The following is a 17,623-nucleotide window of genomic DNA, read 5'->3' on the forward strand; positions in this document are numbered from 1 at the left end:
GAGCGGGCCCTAGGTCAGCAGCAGTTTCGCGATCCTCCTTGTCGCGCCCCAGATCCCGATCGCCGCGAGCACCAGCAGGTACGCCAGGTTGCCGACCATGCTCCAGGAGAAGATGCCGGTCGCGAGCCCGCGCATCAGCTCGATCCCGTGGTACAGCGGGAAGCAGCGGACCAGCCACTGCAGCGCCTCCGGGTAGACCGTGATCGGGAAGAACGTGGTGGAGAACAGGAACATCGGCATCAGGACGAGCTGGATGTAGTCGAACTGGGACGTCGACTTCAGGAAACTGACCAGCGTGATGCTGATGGCCGCGAACGCGAACGACACGAGCAGCGCGGCGGGCAGGAGCAGCAGCGCCCACCACGACGTGAGCAGCCCCATGACGCCGGTGACCGCCAGGAACGCGACCGAGTAGAGGCCGCCGCGCATCATCGCCCACGCGATCTCGCCGAGCGCGACGTCGAGCGGACCGACCGGGGTGGCCAGCATCGCGTCGTACGTCTTGGCGTAGCGCAGTTTGAAGAACAGGTTGTACGTGCATTCGAAGACCGCGCCGTTCATCGCCGACGACGCCAGCAGCGCGGGCGCGACGAACGCGACGTAGCTCATCGGCTGCCCGTCCGGCCCCGGCACGGTGGTGACCAGCTTGCCGAAGCCGACCTGGAACGCGAGCAAGTAGAACAACGGCTCGAGCGCGCCGGACACCAGGATCGTCCACGACCGGCCGTAGACGGTGAGCGCGCGTTCGATCAACGCGGTCGCGCGGCCGCTGTACATGCCCGCTGGCAGGACGCGGAGCAGAATTCCGCGCCGCTGCGGGAGAATCGGGGCGTTCCGCAGGTCGGTCATCACGCCACCAGCCGTCGGTAGAAGCCGCGGTGCGCGATCGCCCAGCCGATCGCGACCAGCACCGCCAGATACGCGAGGTGCCCCAGCAGCGGGAGCAGCTCGCCCCCGCCGAGCGCGGCGGCGCGGGACAGCTCGGTTCCGTGCCACAGCGGGGAAATCCAGGCGAGCCAGCGCAGGTACAGCGGCAGCTGGGTGATCGGGAAGAACGTGCCGGAGAACAGGGTCATCGGGATGACGACGAACCGGAAGATCAGCCCGAACCGCTGTCCCTCGTCGAAGGTCCACGCGGCCAGCGCGGCGAGCAGCGATCCGCAGGCGAGCCCGGTGAGGACGCCGACGAGGATCACCAGCAGCGCCCCCGCGTTGTCCCAGGCACCGAACAACCACGCGATGAGCGCGTAGACCGCACCGGAGAGGGCGAGCCGAAGACTCGTCCAGATCTGGTGCCCGCCGAGGACCTGACCCGGCGACACCGGCGTCGCGGTGACCGCCAGATAGTCCTTCTGCCACTTGAATCCGCTGAGCACCGGGTAGCTCGACTCGCTTACGCCCTGCTGCGCCGCACCGGCCACGAGCAGCGCCGGCGCGACGTACACGAGGTACGACACGCCGCCGGTCGCGGGACCGGCTTTGACCTGCGAGCCGAAGCCGAGCCCCATCGCGGCGAGGAACAGCACCGGTTGCAGGCCGGTGGAGTAGAGCGTGCTGAGCCAATGCCTGCGGTACCAGGTCCAGTAGCCCTCGACGCGCAGCCAGGCGCCGTGGAACCGGCCGACCACGCGGCCGGTGGCGGGAGCGGTCATCAGTCCACCAACGTCCGGCCGGTGAGGCGGAGGAACACGTCCTCCAGGGAACTGCGCCGCACCAGGCTCGACAGCGGACGCAGGCCGCGTTCGTGGGCGCGCTCCAGCGTGGTCTCGCCGGTCATCGTGTAGAGCAGCACCCGGTCCGGGAGGACCTCGACGCGTTCGGCCAGCCCGTCGAGCCGGTCGGCCGCGGCCTGCTGCTCCCCCGGCGCGAACCGCAGCTCGACCACCTCGCGGGTGGAATGCCGCGCGATCAGGTCGGCGGGCGAACCTTCCGCGGCGATCCTGCCGCCGTCCATGACGACCAGCCTGTCGCAGAGCTGTTCAGCTTCATCCATGTAGTGGGTCGTGACGATCAGCGTGGTGCCGCGGGCCTTGAGCCGGAAAAGCCGGTCCCACAACAGATGCCGCGCCTGCGGGTCGAGCCCGGTGGTCGGTTCGTCGAGCAGCAGCAGTTCGGGGTCGTTGACCAGCGACCGGGCGATGGTGAGCCGCCGTTTCATGCCGCCGGACAGCGAATCGACCGGTTTCTCGGCGCGGTCGGACAGCTGCGCGAACTCCATCAGCTCTACGGCTTTCTTCCGCACGTGCGCGCGGGAGAGGCCGAAATAGCGGCCGTAGACGTGGAGGTTCTGCCGGACGGTCAGCTCCACGTCGAGGTTGTCCTCCTGCGGCACCACGCCCAGGCGCGCGCGGATCCGCGGCCCGTCGACGTCCGGATCCATGCCGAGGACGCGCAGATCGCCGTCGGTGCGAGGAGACACGCACGCGATCATCCGCATGGTCGACGACTTCCCGGCACCGTTGGGCCCCAGGAAGCCGAACGCCTCCCCCGGCCGCACCTCGACGTCGACGCCGCGGACTGCCTCGAATTCTCCGAACCGTTTGACCAGTGCCTTCGCTTGCACGAGCGCTGGTTCCGATGCCGACTCTCCCACGAGAAACGACAGTAGAGGGAGGGACCGACAATTCTCGACCGGTTTCCCGGTTTCCCGGCTTCGGGGTGCCGGGTCGTCGTCCGTGAGGGGAACCCTGAGGGACTCAGAGTCCCTCAGGGTTCCCCTCACGGACCTCCCGGATCAGCGCACCGTCACCGGCGCTGAACGGGTCACCCCGTTCACCGTGACCGAGATCTCCGCCGTCCCCGGCCGCAATCCCCGCACCGTCCCGGTGGCCGGGTCGAGCGACACCACGTCCCACGGGGCAGGCGGCCAACTGCCGACGTGCACCCCGCGACCGCCCCAAACAGCGCTCACCGGGTACGCCACCGGAATCGACCGGCCCTCCTGCGTCACCGCGGCGGTCACCTTTCCGGTCCCGCCCCACGGCAGGGTGCCCGGGCCGGTCACCGTCAGCGCGTCGACGTTCGGGCGCGTCTCGAAGCGCACCGGTTGGCTGCGGTCCGCAGGGTCGACCTGCACCAGCGTCCAGCCGACGAAACGGCCGTCGCCGGGAGCCGCGGCGGGGGTCTTGCCCGAGTTGCCGTTCACGAGATACGGCACGCCGTCCGTGCGCGACAGGCCGAACACGCCCGCGTGCGAAGCCAGCGAGGTAGCCGGTTTGCCGGACTTTTCCTCGAAACCGGTCAGCCACGTCTGCAGCAGCGCGGCCTCCTTCCGGTCCCCCAGCTGCGAATTGCCGGTCGGGCTCGGGTCCTTCACCGGATGGTGCATCGCGACGACCACCCCGCGCACCGAACGATCCTGCGCGGCATTGTCGAGCGCCTCGCGCATCATCCGGACCTGGTCGAACCCACCGGCGCGCAGCGAGCCGCGCGACGAGTCCATCAGGATCAGCCGTACGCCGTGCACGTCGACCACGCGGTGCGTTTCCCCGAAGACAGCCTGGAAGTTCTTCAGGCCGTCGCCGCCCTCGGCTTCGTGGTTGCCGGGGACGTAGTACCAGGGGACGCGGCCGTCCAGCTCTTCGGTGATGATCTTGCGGGCCAGGACGAAGTCCGGCGCGGTGCCGCGGTCCACGAAGTCGCCGTTGATCAGGACGAGGTCCGGCTTCACGGCGACAGCTTCGCGCAGTGCCCGCCGCGCCTGGGCGACGAGCGGGCCGTCCGGAGCATCGGCGGTGAACTGGGCGTCGCTGACCACGGCGATCTTCAGGCCGCTCTTGCCGAGCGTGCCGTTGGTGACGAGCGCCGGGTCCGGAACTGCTGGATCGTGCGGCACGGTCGTGGTCGGCGCGACCTCGAAGGTGAGGTCGTTGAAGACCAGCTTGCCCTCGTATTGCTTGCCTGCCGCGGTTTCCACGGCATAGAACCGGGTGAGGCGCTGTCCGTCCGGCAGCCCGGCGGGCACCGCGGCGGTCACGTATCGCCAGCCGGTCCAGTTGACGCTCAGCGAAAGGTCCACAATGGACGCTGTATTGGCGCCGTCGCGGAGTTCCGCGCGGATCCAGGCTCCCTTGCCGTCGCCGTTGATCCACATGCCGATCTTCTGCGTACCCGCCGGAACCGCGATCGGGTTGGCAGCGTTGACGTACGCGGCGCGGGTGGCCGTGGTGCCGGTGAGCCGGTAGTCGAGCGCCAAGCCCTTGCCGCCATTGCGTCCGTCCGCCGACGACAGCGCTGCGCCGACGACCGCCGGGTACACCGTGGCGGACCAGCCTTCCGGACCGGCCAGCGGAGCCGCGACCTTGGCTTCGGTGCCGACCGAAGCCGCCAGGTGCATGGTCTTCCCGCCTGCGTGCACGGTGATCGCGGTGGCCCCGGACGCGGTCTTCGCGGTGACCGCGAAACCCTTTCCCGACGGCTCGATCTTCACCACGGCGGGGTCGTATTCGAGCTTCACGTCCGACGGTTCGATCCAGGTGCCGTAACCGTCCGCGTCGTAGCCGTAGACCTGGAACTCGCCGCGCGCGTCAGCACCGGACAGCGCGACCTGCTTGGTACTCGCGCCGAGGCGGACCGGCTTGCCCAGCACGGTCAGCTTCGCGCGGCCGTTCACGAAGTTCTGGTGCGCGGTGACAGTGACGTCGGCGCGCGCGTCCGGGTGCAGGAAGTCGGGCTGCGCGGTGAAGATGTTCTTCGTGACCGTGCCGCGGAACGGGTTCGACGTGGTCCAGAACGGCCTCGACGCTACCGCGGCACCGGTCTCGTCGTGGCCGTTCGGCACGAGCGCGCGGCTCAAGCCGGACAGCACGCGGGTCGAGTTGTCGCCCTCCTGCGCGGGGGCGGGCGCGAAGCCGGTCAGCCGTCCGCTGCCGGGGACGGTCGCTACGCCGATGCCGTTGGGCACCAAGCGTTCCCCGCCGTCCGAAGGCGAGTTCCGCACCGACGGAGCGGTCTCTCCTTCGTCCCGCGCGAGCAACGTCGAGGAGCCGCCGCCATCGAGGTTGATCGCGTCGTTGGCTCCGAGCCGCTTCAGCTGCCGGGCCATTTCCAGCTCGGTCATCCCGCGGCTGTCGGCTTGGCGACCGTCGACCGTGACGAGCCACATCCGCTTGCCGTCAGCGGAAAAACCGACGCCGGTACGCGGAGCGAGGGTCACGTCGTCGAGTTGCTGGAGCTGCCCGTCCTTCAGCAGCATCTTGTTCCCGCCGACCGCGACCGCGATCTTGCCCGCGTCGGTGCGCGGCGCGTACGAAACGCCAACGCGGTCGCCGATCTTCAGCGCCGACAATGTGTCCGCGCCAGCCTCACGGCCGAGCAGCAGCGTGCTGCCCGCCGGAATCGGGCCGTCCGCGGGCTTCGGACGCACCTGCGTCACGACGCCGTCGCGGATCTCGACCTCGGCGACGCGCTGTGCACCGGCAACCGACGTCGCGCGCGCCGAAGCACCCCAGAGCGGCGTGTAGACGCCGAGAGCGTCCTGCCCGAGCACCGGGCTGTTGAAGTTCGTGGCCGGGACAGCTTGCCCGTTCGGCAGCGTGACCGACGCTTCGAGGAAGATGTCGGCGAGCTTCGCGCGACCCTGGTCGGTGATCGCGGCAGTGGTGTTGTGGCCGGACGCGGGCGCGTTGTGCAGTTCGCCCTTGTCGATGCCGACACCGAGCGGCGCGCCGGAGGCGTTGATGTCGAAGAAATCGCCGTTGACGCCCGCGACCGCACCGGCGCGAGCGACCTGCTGAGACAGCGGGGTGCGCGCGGAAACGGTGCCCGGGCTGAGGTAAGTCGGCTTCAGGACCTTGCTGGTGAGGTCGACGCTCAGCGCGTCGCCGCGGATCCAGCCTTTAGGGTCGAAGCGGTCGAACTGGGTGAGGTTCAGACCAGGTGCCACCGCGTTGGTGGAGCTGCTGGTTTCGAGACCGTCGTCGGCGGCAGGCGCCGCGGCGACAGCCGGGGCCTCCCGGGCGGAGGAGAAGGCGGGAGCGCTCTCGACCGGCGGCGGGCCGAGCGGAGCGGAGAGCGGGTCGGCAGTGGCCGGTGTGGCCAGCGTCAGCACCAGCAGGGCGCTGAGCAGCACGGATCTTGATCTTTTCACCAGATACCCCACGATCGCGAAAATGGCTCAGGTCAGCCAAATCCATCGGCGCGACCGCCGGAAGTCCCTGCGGTGAACAGGACCTGAATGGCGCAGGATTATCCGCTCAGGGTGTCACGCGCGCGGCGAGAAACTCCTTCGCGACAGCTTCCTCGCCAGCGATCTCCGGCTGCGTGCCGGTGCGATTCCACAGCAGCAACAGCAAATCCTGCGCGGGTGCCGCGACCGTGGCCACCGCTTCGCCCGCGCCCAGCTCGGGTGGATCGCCGGGCACGATGGTCCACGCGTGTCCGGTGTCGGTGGCGCGCAAGGTGATCGGCGCGGCCAGCGGAACCTGGTGATTCCAGCGCGCCACGCGAGGCAGCATGGTGCCGAGGACCTCGTGGACGCCGTCGGCGGCGATCAGCAGGTCAAGCCGCGTTGCTGCGCCGCGTGCGCCGAACAGATCGACCAGATGCACGGCGGTTTCGTGCACCTGACGGCGGAACCAGAACCCTTTCGCCTTCTCCGCGGCGCCGAAAACCCAGCACGGGTCGGCGGGATCGGCCGCTTCGAGCGCATCCAGCAGCTCGGCGGCGCTTTCGGCGTACCAGGGCGCGAGGTCGCCGGTCGGCGAGACGTCGAATTCCTGATCGCTCAGCTCGCCGGTGCGGACGATCCCGGCGGCCCACCGGTGCACGTTGCCGAGGTGCGTGACGAGGTCGCGTTTGGTCCAGTCGCCGCAGTACGGGACCGGATTGTCCAGGTCGCCCGAAGCTTCCGCGGCGAAGGCCCCGGTGAGCGAGCGGAGGTGCGGCAGGTAGTCGCGGGGCGGCAGCGGCAGAGCGGTCACCGGTGGAGGTTAACCGATGCGCGGGGTCCCGAGCACCGGAAATAACCGCTTCCGGACGCACGAACGCCGGGCCGGAACCGAAGTCCCTGCCCGGCGTTCGGGGTCTAACTCCGGATCACAGGTCCGGGAACCACAGCTTCAGCTCGCGCTCGGCCGACTCCGGGGAGTCCGAGCCGTGCACCAGGTTGTACTGGGTCTCCAGCGCGAAGTCGCCGCGCAGGGTGCCCGGGGTGGCCTTCTCGACCGGGTCGGTGCTGCCGGCCAGCTGGCGGAACGCGGCGATCGCGCGCGGGCCCTCGACGGCCAGCGCGACGAGCGGGCCGGACGTGATGAACTCCAGCAGGTCGCCGAAGAACGGGCGCTCCTTGTGCTCCGCGTAGTGCTCCTCGGCCACGGAGCGCTCGACGGTGCGCAGTTCCAGCGCGGCCAGCTTCAGGCCCTTGCGCTCGATGCGCGAAACGACCTCGCCGACGAGGCCGCGCGCGACGCCATCGGGCTTGACGAGGACCAGCGTGCGTTCAGTCACGACGGTATTTCTCCTTGTGCGGATTCGTGTTAATCGGAGCCGAGCCTATCCGACGCCCCGGCCGGGCCGGTCAGCGCCGCTGGGGCTGCAGCGTCTTCGACCACAGCGACGCCCCGGTCGCGTCGCGCAGGTCGACGGTCAGCGCGCCGCTGGCACCGTCCACATTCAACTCCCCGAAGTGCTGGAATCCTTGCACCGGCGAGGAATTCTGCGTCTGCGGGGCGTGCACGAACACCGCTTCCGGGCCGAACGTCGGGTCGAGTTTGTTCGGGCCGAACGCGCCGGCGTTGAGCGGACCGGACACGAATTCCCAGAACGGGTCGAAGTCCTGGAACGCGGCGCGCTCGGGCGAATAACGGTGGGCGGCGGTGTAGTGCACGTCGGCGGTCAGCCAGACGACATTGCGCACGCGGTGGCGCGAGATCTGCTTCAGCACCCAGGCCAGTTCGGTCTCGCGGCCGCCGGGCGCGCCGGGCAGGCCGTTGGCGACCGCCTCGATGTCCTTGCCGTCCGGCACGACCAGGCCGATCGGCATGTCCGCCTGGACGATCTTCCAGGTCGCGGTGCTGGGCCGGAGCCCCTCGGCCAGCCAGCGGGCCTGCGCGTCGCCGAGGATGTGGCCGGGCTTGGTCTGGTCGGAGGTGTTGGCGTCGCGATAGGTGCGCATGTCGAGGACGAACACCTCGACCCGGCTGCCGTAGCGGAAGTTCCGGTACACCCGGCCGTCCACGGCCTGGCGGCTGTCGATCGGATGCCATTCGTGAAACGCCTGGAACGCACGCCGGGCGAGGACGTCAGCCCGCTTTTCGGTGTATTCGGGGCGGTCGTTGAGGATTTCGCCCGGGTACCAGTTATTGACTACTTCATGATCCCACCACGTTTGACAACGAATGAAAGGGATACGACGGTATGGCGTCGGAGAAACAGGAAAGGTCGGCGGAGGAACGAGCGGCTGAACTGCGCGAGGTGCTGGGAGATGCGGCCGAGAAGCTGCGGCAGGCAGTAACCGCGCGCGAGGTGCCGCCTAGAATCGGAGCATCGCTCGCGGAGTGCCTGGACGCGCTCACTGCGCAACTGCCCGAAATCCGGGAATCCGGCGGCGAGCAAGCCGGCGATGAGTAGAACTACTCATCCGCCTCTTGAGTAGTTGCGCCTGAGTGCGCGGGTAGGTTCACCCGACTGAGCCCACAGTCGTGTATAGCCTGGTCTGTGGTCCCGTATCCTGTGACGGAATGGTCACGGGGAGGGATCGAGTATGGGTTTCACGACGGTGCCAGACGCCCTGCGCGGGGCACGCAGCGCCGCTGGCGAGAAGGTGGGCAGTCTGCGCGGCACGAATTACGCGGAGCCGGTCGGCCGGGTGGCAGGCACGATGCCCGGCGGGTGCGCAGCGCTTGCCGCCGCGCACTGTCAGGACGCCTTGTCCGCCACCTTCACCGAATGGTGCACAGAAGCCCAGCGTCTCGCCGATAACCTCGGCGTGGCAGCCGACCGGTATCAACAGGGCGACCACACGGCCGCCGGGGTGTTCCCGTCTGCCGCGCCGACGATGCATGGGCCGCGCTGATGGTGTCGCTCGCCGATGTCCGCGCATGGAATCATGGCGCGTTGGACGAAATCTGCTCACTCTTGCAAGCCCGGACGCAGGTCCTCGTCAATGACGGGGACGACTACGGCAAGGTCTTGCCGGTCGAGGGCTGGACCGGGCCTGCCGCCGACAACGCGGCCGGCCAGCACCGCGCGTTGATGCGGCAACTCGACACGATCGCCGCCGGAGCCGCCGCGCTGGGCAAAGCCATCGGACAGGCAGCCGACGCCATCTTGGGAGTCCAGAGCGCGCTGAAGAATGCCGATGAACTGGCCCGCAAGTACGGGTTCGCGATCACCGCAGACGGCGCGATCGTCTGCATCTACGCAGGTCAGCCGCCGCCTGAGCTGCATCCTCAAGACCGGGCACGCGCAGAGGCGCAGTTGACCGGCGAGGTCGCGCAGATCCTGCGCACCGCGAACGACATCGATGCCGACCTCGCGTCAGTGCTCGACCGCGCAGCGGCCGGTCAGTTCGGCACTGGAGACGAATCCACTATCGCCGCCGCTGCCGCAGACGGCGTGAAAGATCCTGGTCTCACACTGCCCGAACCACCGCCCAACGCGACCCCGTCGCAAAACGCCGCATGGTGGGCCACCCTCTCCCCAGCGGGACGGAACATTCTCATCCGCGACCGACCCGGCGCGATCGGGGCGATGAACGGCCTGCCCGCAGTCGACCGCGACCGCGCGAACCGGATTGCCCTCGACCGCGATTACCAGGACTTGCAGCACCAGCGGGACGACATCCGCCACCGGCTGGACGGAATGAAACGCAGTGATCCGCAACAGCAGGAAGAATACATATCCCTGGACCGACAACTAGACGCGCTGAACAGCAAGATCACCGGCATGGACCAGATTAAGAACCGTCTCGACCATGCCTTGCCCGGGCAGCCCACCGCATACCTGCTGGGCATCAACTCCGCTAACTCCGGGCAAGCCATCGTCGCCATCGGCGACCCAGATAGTGCCGCCAACGTCGCGACCTACGTCCCCGGCACCACCGCCGGACTTAACCATGGCATGGCCACCGACATCTATCGCTCAGACGCGATGTTGGCCGCGGCGAACAAAGCGGGATCGCCCTCGACGTCCGTGATTACCTGGGTCGGATATGACGCGCCACAGAGCATCGTCCCCGATGCCGCAAGCACCAGCTTCGCCAACAACGCCGAACACCCACTCCGCGACTTCCAAGGCGGGCTCGGAGCCGCCCATCACGGCCCTGTGAACAGCACCGTGATCGGACACAGCTACGGCACCACGGTCGTCGGCCAGACCGCCCGCGATCTCGGCTTGCCCGCCAACAACGTCGTCATGGTCGCCAGCCCCGGCGTCGGCGTAGACCACGCGAACCAGCTCCATCTCGACGGAATCCCGCAAGACCAAGTCGGGCAGCACGTCTACTCCACTAAATCCGTCACCGACCCCATCCCTGCTCTCACAAACTTCGACGGGCCTGACATCGGACTCGACAACGTCGACCCCCTCGGCCCCGACCCCACCACTGACTGGTTCGGTGGACAAACATTCAACTCCGACGCCGGCAATCCGCTTACTTCCCACAGCGACTACTGGCAAGATCGGTCCTCCTCCTTGCGCAGCATGGGCAACATCATCGCCGGAAACAAACCATGAACTGGAATCACACTCGCAACCCAAATCGGCGCTTATCGATTGCTGCGTCGAGTTTAATCCTGCTGACACTGACCGCCTGCGGAGGAGCGTCCATGCAGCCGACAGACACCGCCGATCAAGCGCGAGAAAAAGCACAGGCCGCAGTGCACGCCGCCGCGGCGGCAATCTTCCCTGCCGGGTACAAACTTGCGGAGAGCCCGCTCCAGTCAAGGCCATGCACTGATGATTCCAACCAGCCAACGGGCCAGGTCAGCGTAAGCGCCGACTTCTGGGTGGATGGACCCGATCGCTCTCAAAACAATAAGTACTACGATAACCTCAAAAAGTGGTGGAGCGAGAATGGCTGGTCGCTTGAAACCGACAGCCGCCCACGAGACCTATTCGCTAATGCTCAGCGTGACGGCTACCTCATGAGCCTTGAAGGCACTGCGACCGGCCCGAACAAGGGGCGCCTGAACATCGGTGCAAGTTCCCCGTGCGTCTGGCCCAACGGCACGCCCGAACCTGCATCGTGACCTCGAAGCAGCCCCGCGTAAGAGGGGCATGAACGAGGGCGGGCTCTCGAACAGGAGAGTTGACCTGTTCCCCACATCCGAATAGCCGCACGCACGTTCCCCAAGAGATAGGGCGTGGCTTTCGCAGTCGACGTCAGCGCTCAAACTCGGCGCAGTTCGGGTGGTCCGCCGGACGGTCAGGTACCGCAGGCAGAACACGCGCTAGACTGTTGTGAGTTGTCGTACATGGTGGTCATCCCACTGGACATAAGCGGGAACCTCCGCGGCGAACCGGCGGAAGTTGGCGTCCAGGCGGTTGTACGCGTGCTGCCCGCGGTATTCGTCGAGGGTTTCGGCGACCTTCGACTTCTCCGGCGTCACGATGTTGTGCCAGGTCCCGCCGCCGCCGGGCAGCGTGACGGTTTCGGTCAGCGGGCCGTCGGCGTACACCGTGTCGCCGCTGTGCAGAAAGAGGTCCGGCCGGCGGTCGGCCATCGCCGAGAAGATCGTCATTCCGCCGAGCGCCGGGTTGATGCCGTAGTTCTGCCCGACGACGTCGCCGCTCCACAGGATCCGCGTGTTCGCGCGGCCGATCGGCGTCGTGGCGAAACGACCGGCGACCGGCTCGCTCGCGCTGCGGCCGTCGAGGTCCACCGCGGTGACGCGGTAGTGGTATTCGGTGCCCGGGGCCAGCCCGGCGACGCGCACCTTGCCGGTGCCGCCGGTGGCGGGCGTGACGAACGGGCCGGGCACCCGGCGGGCGTGCCGGAACGACGGGTCGCGCGCGATCTCGACCATCAGCCGCGCCGGACGGTCGGCCCGCGACCACACGATGCCGGAGCCGGTGGTCACGTCCCCGGACGCGACGCCGTGGGCGAGCACCGGACGGTCGCGGCGGACGAGCGGGGCGGCCGAGGCGGAGCCGGGCAGCAGCAGCCCGCCTGCCGCGGCGAGCGCGGGCACGGCGATTCCGGCTTTGAGCACGGAGCGCCGCGATGGGGTCGTTTCGGTCATGGCGGTCGTTCTATCCGGCGACCACGGCCAAGCGGCCAACTCGGGCTGACCGCCGGGTGAACGGCTCACTCGTCAGGAGGAAGCTCACAACCGGTCGTCACGCTCGGTGTGCTTCCCGAACCATCTCGTGCGCGCACTCGCTCGGTTCGGACAGCGGACGCTCCACGAACCCGTGCCGTTGGTACAGCGCCATGGCGTGCTCGTTGCCGCCCGCGACGCGCAATGCCAGCTCGCCTGCCCCGCGTCCTTCGCTCCAGCGCACGACGGCACGCACGAGCGCGTCCCCGACTCCCCTGCCGCGCGCCGAGGGGGCCACCCACATCGACATCAGCTCGGCGGTGTCGCCGCGCTCGGAAAGATGTCCGCTGACCATTCCGGCCGGAACGCCGTCGAGGTCGGCCAGGACGTTGAGCGACACGTCGCGCAACCGGGCCCGCCAGCGCGGTTCGGCGTCGCCTTCGCCTTGCCAGTCCGCGAGTTTCGAGCTGAACGCCTCCGGGTCCTCGCGCAGCGCAGCCAGCCGGAGGTCTCGCCACTCCGCCCAGTTGTCCACGCTCAGCTCGCGCACCACGATCACACTTGCACCGTCGCCGTGGCGGCCCGGCCGTTACATCGGAATAGGGTGAAACCATGCGCATCGACCGGCTCGACCACCTCGTCCTCACCGTCGCCGACCTCGACGCGACGGTGGATTTCTACACCCGCGTCCTGGGAATGACCGAGGTGACGTTCGGGGCCGGTCGCAAGGCGCTGACGTTCGGCGCCAGCAAGATCAACCTGCACCAGGCCGGGCACGAGTTCGAGCCCAAGGCGGAACGGCCGACGCCGGGCAGCGCGGATCTGTGCTTGATCACGAGCGATTCGCTGGAGCAGGTTGTCGAGGATCTCGCCGCGCACGGGGTGCCGGTCGAGGAGGGCCCGGTCGACCGCACCGGCGCGACCGGGGCGATCCGGAGCGTGTATTTCCGGGACCCGGACCGGAATCTGATCGAGGTCAGCGTTTACCGCTGAGCCGCACCTCTCGGGAGTGCACGGGTGCGGCTCCGGGTTCCGGAAAGCATTCGAGGAGCAGGTCGCCGCGCAGGTCGACAGCCGCCACCAGCACGGCTGCCAATAGCGCACAGGGCTTAAGCCTGCGGCTGCTGCTGGCTCGGCAGCGTCCCCGCGGCCATCCGGCGCGCGACGTCGCGGCGCAGCCACAGGAACCACAGGAACGCGGCCAGGAAGATGATGCCGATGATCGCGATCGCCGGCTGCGCGATTCCGGTCGCGATGATCGCCAGCTGCAGCAGCAGGATCACCGGCACCGCCCAGACGTGCTTCAGCATTCCGCACAGCACGATCAGCACCACGGCCAGCGCGATGACCGTCCAGCCGGTGAAGCTGGTGATGCCGCCGCCGAGTTTCGCGACGACCGGCAGCGCGAGCGCGACGGTGATCGCTTCCATGATCAGCGTGCCCGCCATGACGCCGCGGAAGCCCTTCATCGGGTCCTTCGCGGGCGGCTTCACCGGAGTCTCGGGCGTCTCCTCGCTCATGCCGTCACCTCCACAAGGAGTTGCACGCTGGCCGATCGGGAGGTGCCGGCATGAACAGCAATGATTCGCTTGCAAGCTGCGCTCATGCCGGTTCCTTCCCGAACAGCGTGCGCGCGTCGCCCGCGGTGACCACGGATCCGGTCACCAGCACGCCGCCGCCCGCGAGCGGTTCCTCCGGGTCGTCGTTCTGTTCCACGAGGCCGATCGCGGTCTCGATCGCGGTCTCCAGATCCGGTTCGGCGAGCACGCGGTCCTCGCCGAAGATCGACGCGGCCAGCGCGGCCAGGTCCTCGACCGGCAGCGACCGCGGCGACGAACTGCGCGTGACCACCACGTCGGACACCACCGGCTCCAGCGCGTCCAGGATGCCGCGCGCGTCCTTGTCCGCCAGCACCCCGACGACCGCGACGAGCCGGCGGAAGTTGAACTCGTCGGTGATCGTCGTGGCGAGCGCCCGCGCGCCCATCGGGTTGTGCGCGGCGTCGACCATGACCGCCGGGGCGGCCCGTACGCGTTCGAGCCGGCCGGGGTTCTCGACCTCGGCGAACGCCTCGCGCACCGCCTCGACGACGAGCTGTTTGTCTTTGCCCGCCCCGAAAAACGCCTCGACCGCGGCCAGCGCGAGCGCCGCGTTCGCCGCCTGGTGCGCGCCGTGCAGCGGCAGGAAGATCTCGTCGTAGACGCCGCCGAGGCCCTGCAGCTTCAGCATTTGCCCGCCGACCGCGACCTCGCGTTCGAGCACGCCGAACTCGCTGCCCGCGCGCGCCACTGCGGCGTCGACCTCGACGGTGCGCTTCAGCAGGACGTTCAGCACCTCGGGGTCCTGTTCGCCGATCACCGCGACCGACCCGGGCTTGATGATCCCGGCCTTCTCCGCGGCCGCGTCGGCGGGCGTCGGGCCGAGGTATTCGGTGTGGTCCAGCCCGATCGGCGTGATGACCGCGACCTGGGCGTCGGCCACGTTCGTCGCGTCCCACGCGCCGCCCATGCCCGCCTCGACCACCGCGGCCTCGACCGGGGCGTCGGAGAACGCCGCGAACGCCATCCCGGTGAGCACCTCGAACTTGCTCATCGGCACGCCGTCCTCGCTCGCGCCGTCCACCATCGCCACGTACGGCGCGATGTCCTGGTACAGCTCGGCGTAGCGGGCGGCGGAGATCGGGCGGCCGTCGAGCGCGATCCGCTCGGTGACCAGCTGCAGGTGCGGGCTGGTGTAGCGGCCCGAGCGCAGGCCCATGCGGGTCAGCAGCGAATCGACCATCCGCGCCACCGAGCCCTTGCCGTTCGTGCCCGCGACGTGCACCACCGGGTAGCCCTGGTTCGGCTCGCCGAGCAGCGTCATCAGCGCCTGGATCCGGGCGAGCGACGGTTCGAGCTTCGTCTCCGGCCAGCGCTGGTTCAGCTCGGCCTCGGCGGCCATCAGGGCGCGGCGCGCCTCCGGGCCGTTGTCGTCGCCGAACTCGGCGGGCGCGCCCTCGTCGTCAAGTTCGTGCAGCTCAGTGCCCTCTTCGGCGTGCAGGTCCGGAACCGGGCCGAGCGCCAGGTTGTCGCCGAGCTGGCCGATGCCGCCGATCCCGCCGCGCGAACCGCCGCCGACGGTGTAGGCCGCGTCCGGTGCGTCGAGGTCCGGCTCCAGCTCGTTCCCGTCGTCGTATTCGTCGTCGCTGTGCGCGAGCGCGCCCAGTTCGTCGACCCCCGCGAAACTGTCCGGATCGGCGAGATCCGGTCGCCGGGTCTCCTCGGGCTCCTCACCGCGCGGCACTCGTGCACTCCTTGAAGTCGCTGTCCCGGCGCGGTCGCGCGACCGGGAAGACCAGGCGAAAGGTTCGGCCCGGCACACCGTCGAGCGTACCCGGGGCCGCCTCGCGCCCAGCGGCCCCGGGGCTTCGGCGTGATCACGCCCGCAGCGATCCGTGGCAAGGTCGGTCACATGCCCTTCGACCACAACCATCACTATCACCCGACGCTGCTCCGGCAGCTGCCGCCCGGCCCCGGCCGCGCCCTGGACGTCGGCTGCGGCGACGGCCGGTTCGCGCGCAAGCTGGCCGCCGCCGGAATGACCGTCGAAGGCATCGACACGTCGGACGAAATGGTCACGCGAGCCACCGCCGCCGGTTCGCCCGGACCGGGCACGGTGGAATACCGCCGCGCGAACGTGACGACCGAGCCGCTGGAGCCCGAGTCGTACGCCTTCATCTCCTGCCTGGCATCCCTGCACCACGTCCCATTCGAGACCGTCACGAGACTGCGCGACGCCCTCGCCCCCGGCGGCGTGCTCGCGGTGCTCGGCTGCGCCCGCCCGAGCCGCCCGTCCGACTACGCCCGCGAACTCGTCGCCGCTCCCGCGAACGCCCTGGCCAGACTGATCGTCTTCGCCGGAGACCACCTCAACGGCGGCGCGGACCCAGTCGCCAAGGCCCCCGTGCACCTGAAATTCCCGCCGCTGAACGACGTCCGCCGGGACGCCGCCCGCCTGCTCCCCGGCAGCACTGTCCGCCCCCTGGTCTTCTGGCGGTACCTGCTGAGCTGGCGGAAACCCGCAGATCACCCCGCAGCCGGGTGAAACCTCGCCCCGACCACCCGATCGGCGGAGAGCGCTCGCGCCCCGGTTGCCGAAAGGTAAAGCGGGTCGTACCGCTCGGGAGGACGGGGTTCGCATGCGCATCATCCGGATAGTGCTGGCCGCAATCGCCGCGGTCGCACTGCTTCTGTCGACGGCGGCGGCCGCGGGCGCCGCGCCCCGGCACTACCGCCACTACGTCGCCCTAGGCGACTCCTACACGTCGGGCCCGCTCATCCCGCTGCCCCGGCTGGATCCGTTCGGCTGCTTCCGCTCGACGTCCAACTACCCGTCGATGGTGGCCGACTCGCTGGACGTGGACCGCTTCACCGACGTCAGCTGCGGCGGCGCGGACACCTCGAACATGACCAACCCGCAAAACGTGCCGCTGGGCCAGAACGCCCCGCAGTTCACGGCCCTCCGTCCGGACACCGACCTGGTGACCGTCGGCATCGGCGGCAACGATTCGGGCCTGTTCGGCAAACTGGTGGACACCTGCCCGACCCTGCGCGCCTCGGATCCGACCGGAAACCCGTGCCAGCAGCACTTCACCGTCGACGGCGTAGACACGATCAAGGCGCTGCTGCCCAAGACGCAGGCGAGCATCCAGCAAGTACTGGCCGGAATCCACGCCCGCTCGCCGCACGCGAAGGTGCTCGCCATCGGCTACCCGCGCATCGCCCCCGCATCAGGCTACTGCCCCGACGTCCTGCCCTTCGCGAACGGCGACTACGCCTGGCTCTCCAGCGTCGAACAGGCCCTGAACAGCGCAGTAAGCAACGCGGTAGCCGCGGACGGCCAGTCGTCCTATGTGGACACCTACACCCCGTCCTTCGGCCACGACGCCTGCCAACGCCCCGGCGTCGCCTGGATCAACGGCAAAGACCTGAACCTGCTGGCCGCAGCCCCCTACCACCCGCTGTACGCAGGAATGGCAGGCGAAGCAAAGGTAATCCGCCAACAGCTCCGCTAAAAACTCCGTGAGGGGAACCCTGAGGGACTCTGATTCCCTCAGGGTTCCCCTCACGACCAGCGACGGTCCGTGAGGGGCCCCTTCACGGACCCAGATTCCCTCAAGGAGCCCTTCACAGACCCCACGCCAACCGCACCAGCGCACCAGCGCACCCACCCGACCAGACACCAAAACCGCGCGCCCACCCGCTCAACCGCACCAACGCACCCACCCATCGAGGCACCCACACCACCCCCGCACCCCGATACGAAGCCAAAAACGCGGCGCGGGGGTGCTTGTCAAGGCATCTTTCCCGCCTTGACAAGCACCCCCGCGCCGTAGTCACACTCAGCCTCGGGGTGCCCCGCCGCAACAACGGGCGCAATGTCGC

At 68.9% G+C, this 17,623-nt stretch carries 16 protein-coding genes and 2 pseudogenes; 7 read left to right on the forward strand and 11 right to left on the reverse strand.

Features of this window, described 5'->3' with window-relative positions; all coding sequences use genetic code 11:
• Window positions 1–9 precede the first annotated feature (9 nt).
• The 7 genes and pseudogenes from D0D37_RS11340 to D0D37_RS11370 all read right to left on the reverse strand — a co-directional run.
• Complete coding sequence (locus D0D37_RS11340) at window positions 10–849, reverse strand: ABC transporter permease (protein WP_116200474.1); 840 nt, start codon at window positions 847–849, stop codon at window positions 10–12.
• Window positions 849–1,652: an ABC transporter permease gene (locus D0D37_RS11345; RefSeq protein ID WP_116200475.1), complete on the reverse strand. Its 804-nt coding sequence runs from the start codon at window positions 1,650–1,652 to the stop codon at window positions 849–851. Before D0D37_RS11345 ends, D0D37_RS11340 begins: the two co-directional genes overlap by 1 nt.
• Window positions 1,652–2,593, reverse strand: coding sequence for an ABC transporter ATP-binding protein (locus D0D37_RS11350; protein WP_116200476.1), 942 nt, complete (start codon window positions 2,591–2,593; stop codon window positions 1,652–1,654). Before D0D37_RS11350 ends, D0D37_RS11345 begins: the two co-directional genes overlap by 1 nt.
• A gap of 141 nt (window positions 2,594–2,734) precedes the next feature.
• On the reverse strand, window positions 2,735–6,070 hold the full coding sequence (locus tag D0D37_RS11355; protein ID WP_116200477.1) for a phosphodiester glycosidase family protein: 3,336 nt from the start codon (window positions 6,068–6,070) through the stop codon (window positions 2,735–2,737).
• A 124-nt stretch (window positions 6,071–6,194) separates the two neighbouring features.
• On the reverse strand, window positions 6,195–6,920 hold the full coding sequence (locus D0D37_RS11360; RefSeq protein ID WP_116200478.1) for a maleylpyruvate isomerase family mycothiol-dependent enzyme: 726 nt from the start codon (window positions 6,918–6,920) through the stop codon (window positions 6,195–6,197).
• A gap of 115 nt (window positions 6,921–7,035) precedes the next feature.
• Window positions 7,036–7,446 carry a nucleoside-diphosphate kinase gene (gene ndk, locus D0D37_RS11365; RefSeq protein ID WP_116200479.1) on the reverse strand — a complete coding sequence of 137 codons (411 nt, stop codon included), beginning with the start codon at window positions 7,444–7,446 and terminating at the stop codon, window positions 7,036–7,038.
• Between the two features lie 70 nt (window positions 7,447–7,516).
• Window positions 7,517–8,323: pseudogene (locus D0D37_RS11370) on the reverse strand (alkaline phosphatase D family protein); the annotation flags it as partial.
• Between the two features lie 32 nt (window positions 8,324–8,355).
• Between D0D37_RS11370 and D0D37_RS11375 the strand changes: the two are divergent.
• From D0D37_RS11375 to D0D37_RS11390, 4 genes are all read left to right on the forward strand, one after another.
• A complete protein-coding gene (locus D0D37_RS11375; RefSeq protein ID WP_116200480.1) occupies window positions 8,356–8,568 on the forward strand; it encodes a hypothetical protein in 213 nt (70 codons plus the stop codon).
• 133 nt (window positions 8,569–8,701) lie between these two features.
• Window positions 8,702–9,013, forward strand: coding sequence for a type VII secretion target (locus D0D37_RS11380; protein WP_116200481.1), 312 nt, complete (start codon window positions 8,702–8,704; stop codon window positions 9,011–9,013).
• Complete coding sequence (locus tag D0D37_RS11385) at window positions 9,013–10,674, forward strand: alpha/beta hydrolase (protein ID WP_116200482.1); 1,662 nt, start codon at window positions 9,013–9,015, stop codon at window positions 10,672–10,674. The genes D0D37_RS11380 and D0D37_RS11385 overlap by 1 nt, the downstream gene beginning before the upstream one ends.
• 92 nt (window positions 10,675–10,766) lie before the next feature.
• Complete coding sequence (locus D0D37_RS11390) at window positions 10,767–11,189, forward strand: hypothetical protein (protein ID WP_116200483.1); 423 nt, start codon at window positions 10,767–10,769, stop codon at window positions 11,187–11,189.
• 222 nt (window positions 11,190–11,411) lie between these two features.
• Here the strand turns inward: D0D37_RS11390 and D0D37_RS11395 are convergent.
• Both D0D37_RS11395 and D0D37_RS11400 read right to left on the reverse strand, forming a co-directional pair.
• Window positions 11,412–12,182: pseudogene (locus D0D37_RS11395) on the reverse strand (alkaline phosphatase D family protein); the annotation flags it as partial.
• Window positions 12,183–12,279: 97 nt separating this feature from the next.
• On the reverse strand, window positions 12,280–12,759 hold the full coding sequence (locus D0D37_RS11400; protein ID WP_116200484.1) for a GNAT family N-acetyltransferase: 480 nt from the start codon (window positions 12,757–12,759) through the stop codon (window positions 12,280–12,282).
• Between the two features lie 53 nt (window positions 12,760–12,812).
• Between D0D37_RS11400 and D0D37_RS11405 the strand changes: the two genes are divergently transcribed.
• Entirely contained in the window at window positions 12,813–13,193 is a 381-nt protein-coding gene (locus tag D0D37_RS11405; protein ID WP_116200485.1) for a VOC family protein, read from the forward strand.
• A 116-nt stretch (window positions 13,194–13,309) separates the two neighbouring features.
• On the opposite strand, the gene D0D37_RS11410 is transcribed toward D0D37_RS11405, so the two are convergent.
• Together D0D37_RS11410 and folC are read right to left on the reverse strand one after the other, a co-directional pair.
• The gene (locus D0D37_RS11410) at window positions 13,310–13,720 is read right to left on the reverse strand and encodes a DUF4233 domain-containing protein (RefSeq protein WP_116200486.1); all 411 of its coding nucleotides are present in this window, start codon (window positions 13,718–13,720) and stop codon (window positions 13,310–13,312) included.
• A gap of 82 nt (window positions 13,721–13,802) precedes the next feature.
• Window positions 13,803–15,482: a bifunctional tetrahydrofolate synthase/dihydrofolate synthase gene (gene folC / locus D0D37_RS11415; protein WP_116200487.1), complete on the reverse strand. Its 1,680-nt coding sequence runs from the start codon at window positions 15,480–15,482 to the stop codon at window positions 13,803–13,805.
• Window positions 15,483–15,650: 168 nt separating this feature from the next.
• Between folC and D0D37_RS11420 the strand changes: the two genes are divergently transcribed.
• Together D0D37_RS11420 and D0D37_RS11425 are read left to right on the forward strand one after the other, a co-directional pair.
• Window positions 15,651–16,283 carry a class I SAM-dependent methyltransferase gene (locus D0D37_RS11420; RefSeq protein WP_116200488.1) on the forward strand — a complete coding sequence of 211 codons (633 nt, stop codon included), beginning with the start codon at window positions 15,651–15,653 and terminating at the stop codon, window positions 16,281–16,283.
• A 94-nt stretch (window positions 16,284–16,377) separates the two neighbouring features.
• Complete coding sequence (locus tag D0D37_RS11425; protein WP_116200489.1) at window positions 16,378–17,253, forward strand: SGNH/GDSL hydrolase family protein; 876 nt, start codon at window positions 16,378–16,380, stop codon at window positions 17,251–17,253.
• Window positions 17,254–17,623 lie beyond the last annotated feature (370 nt).

The organism is Amycolatopsis circi (assembly GCF_003385235.1).
Lineage (GTDB): Bacteria > Actinomycetota > Actinomycetes > Mycobacteriales > Pseudonocardiaceae > Amycolatopsis > Amycolatopsis circi.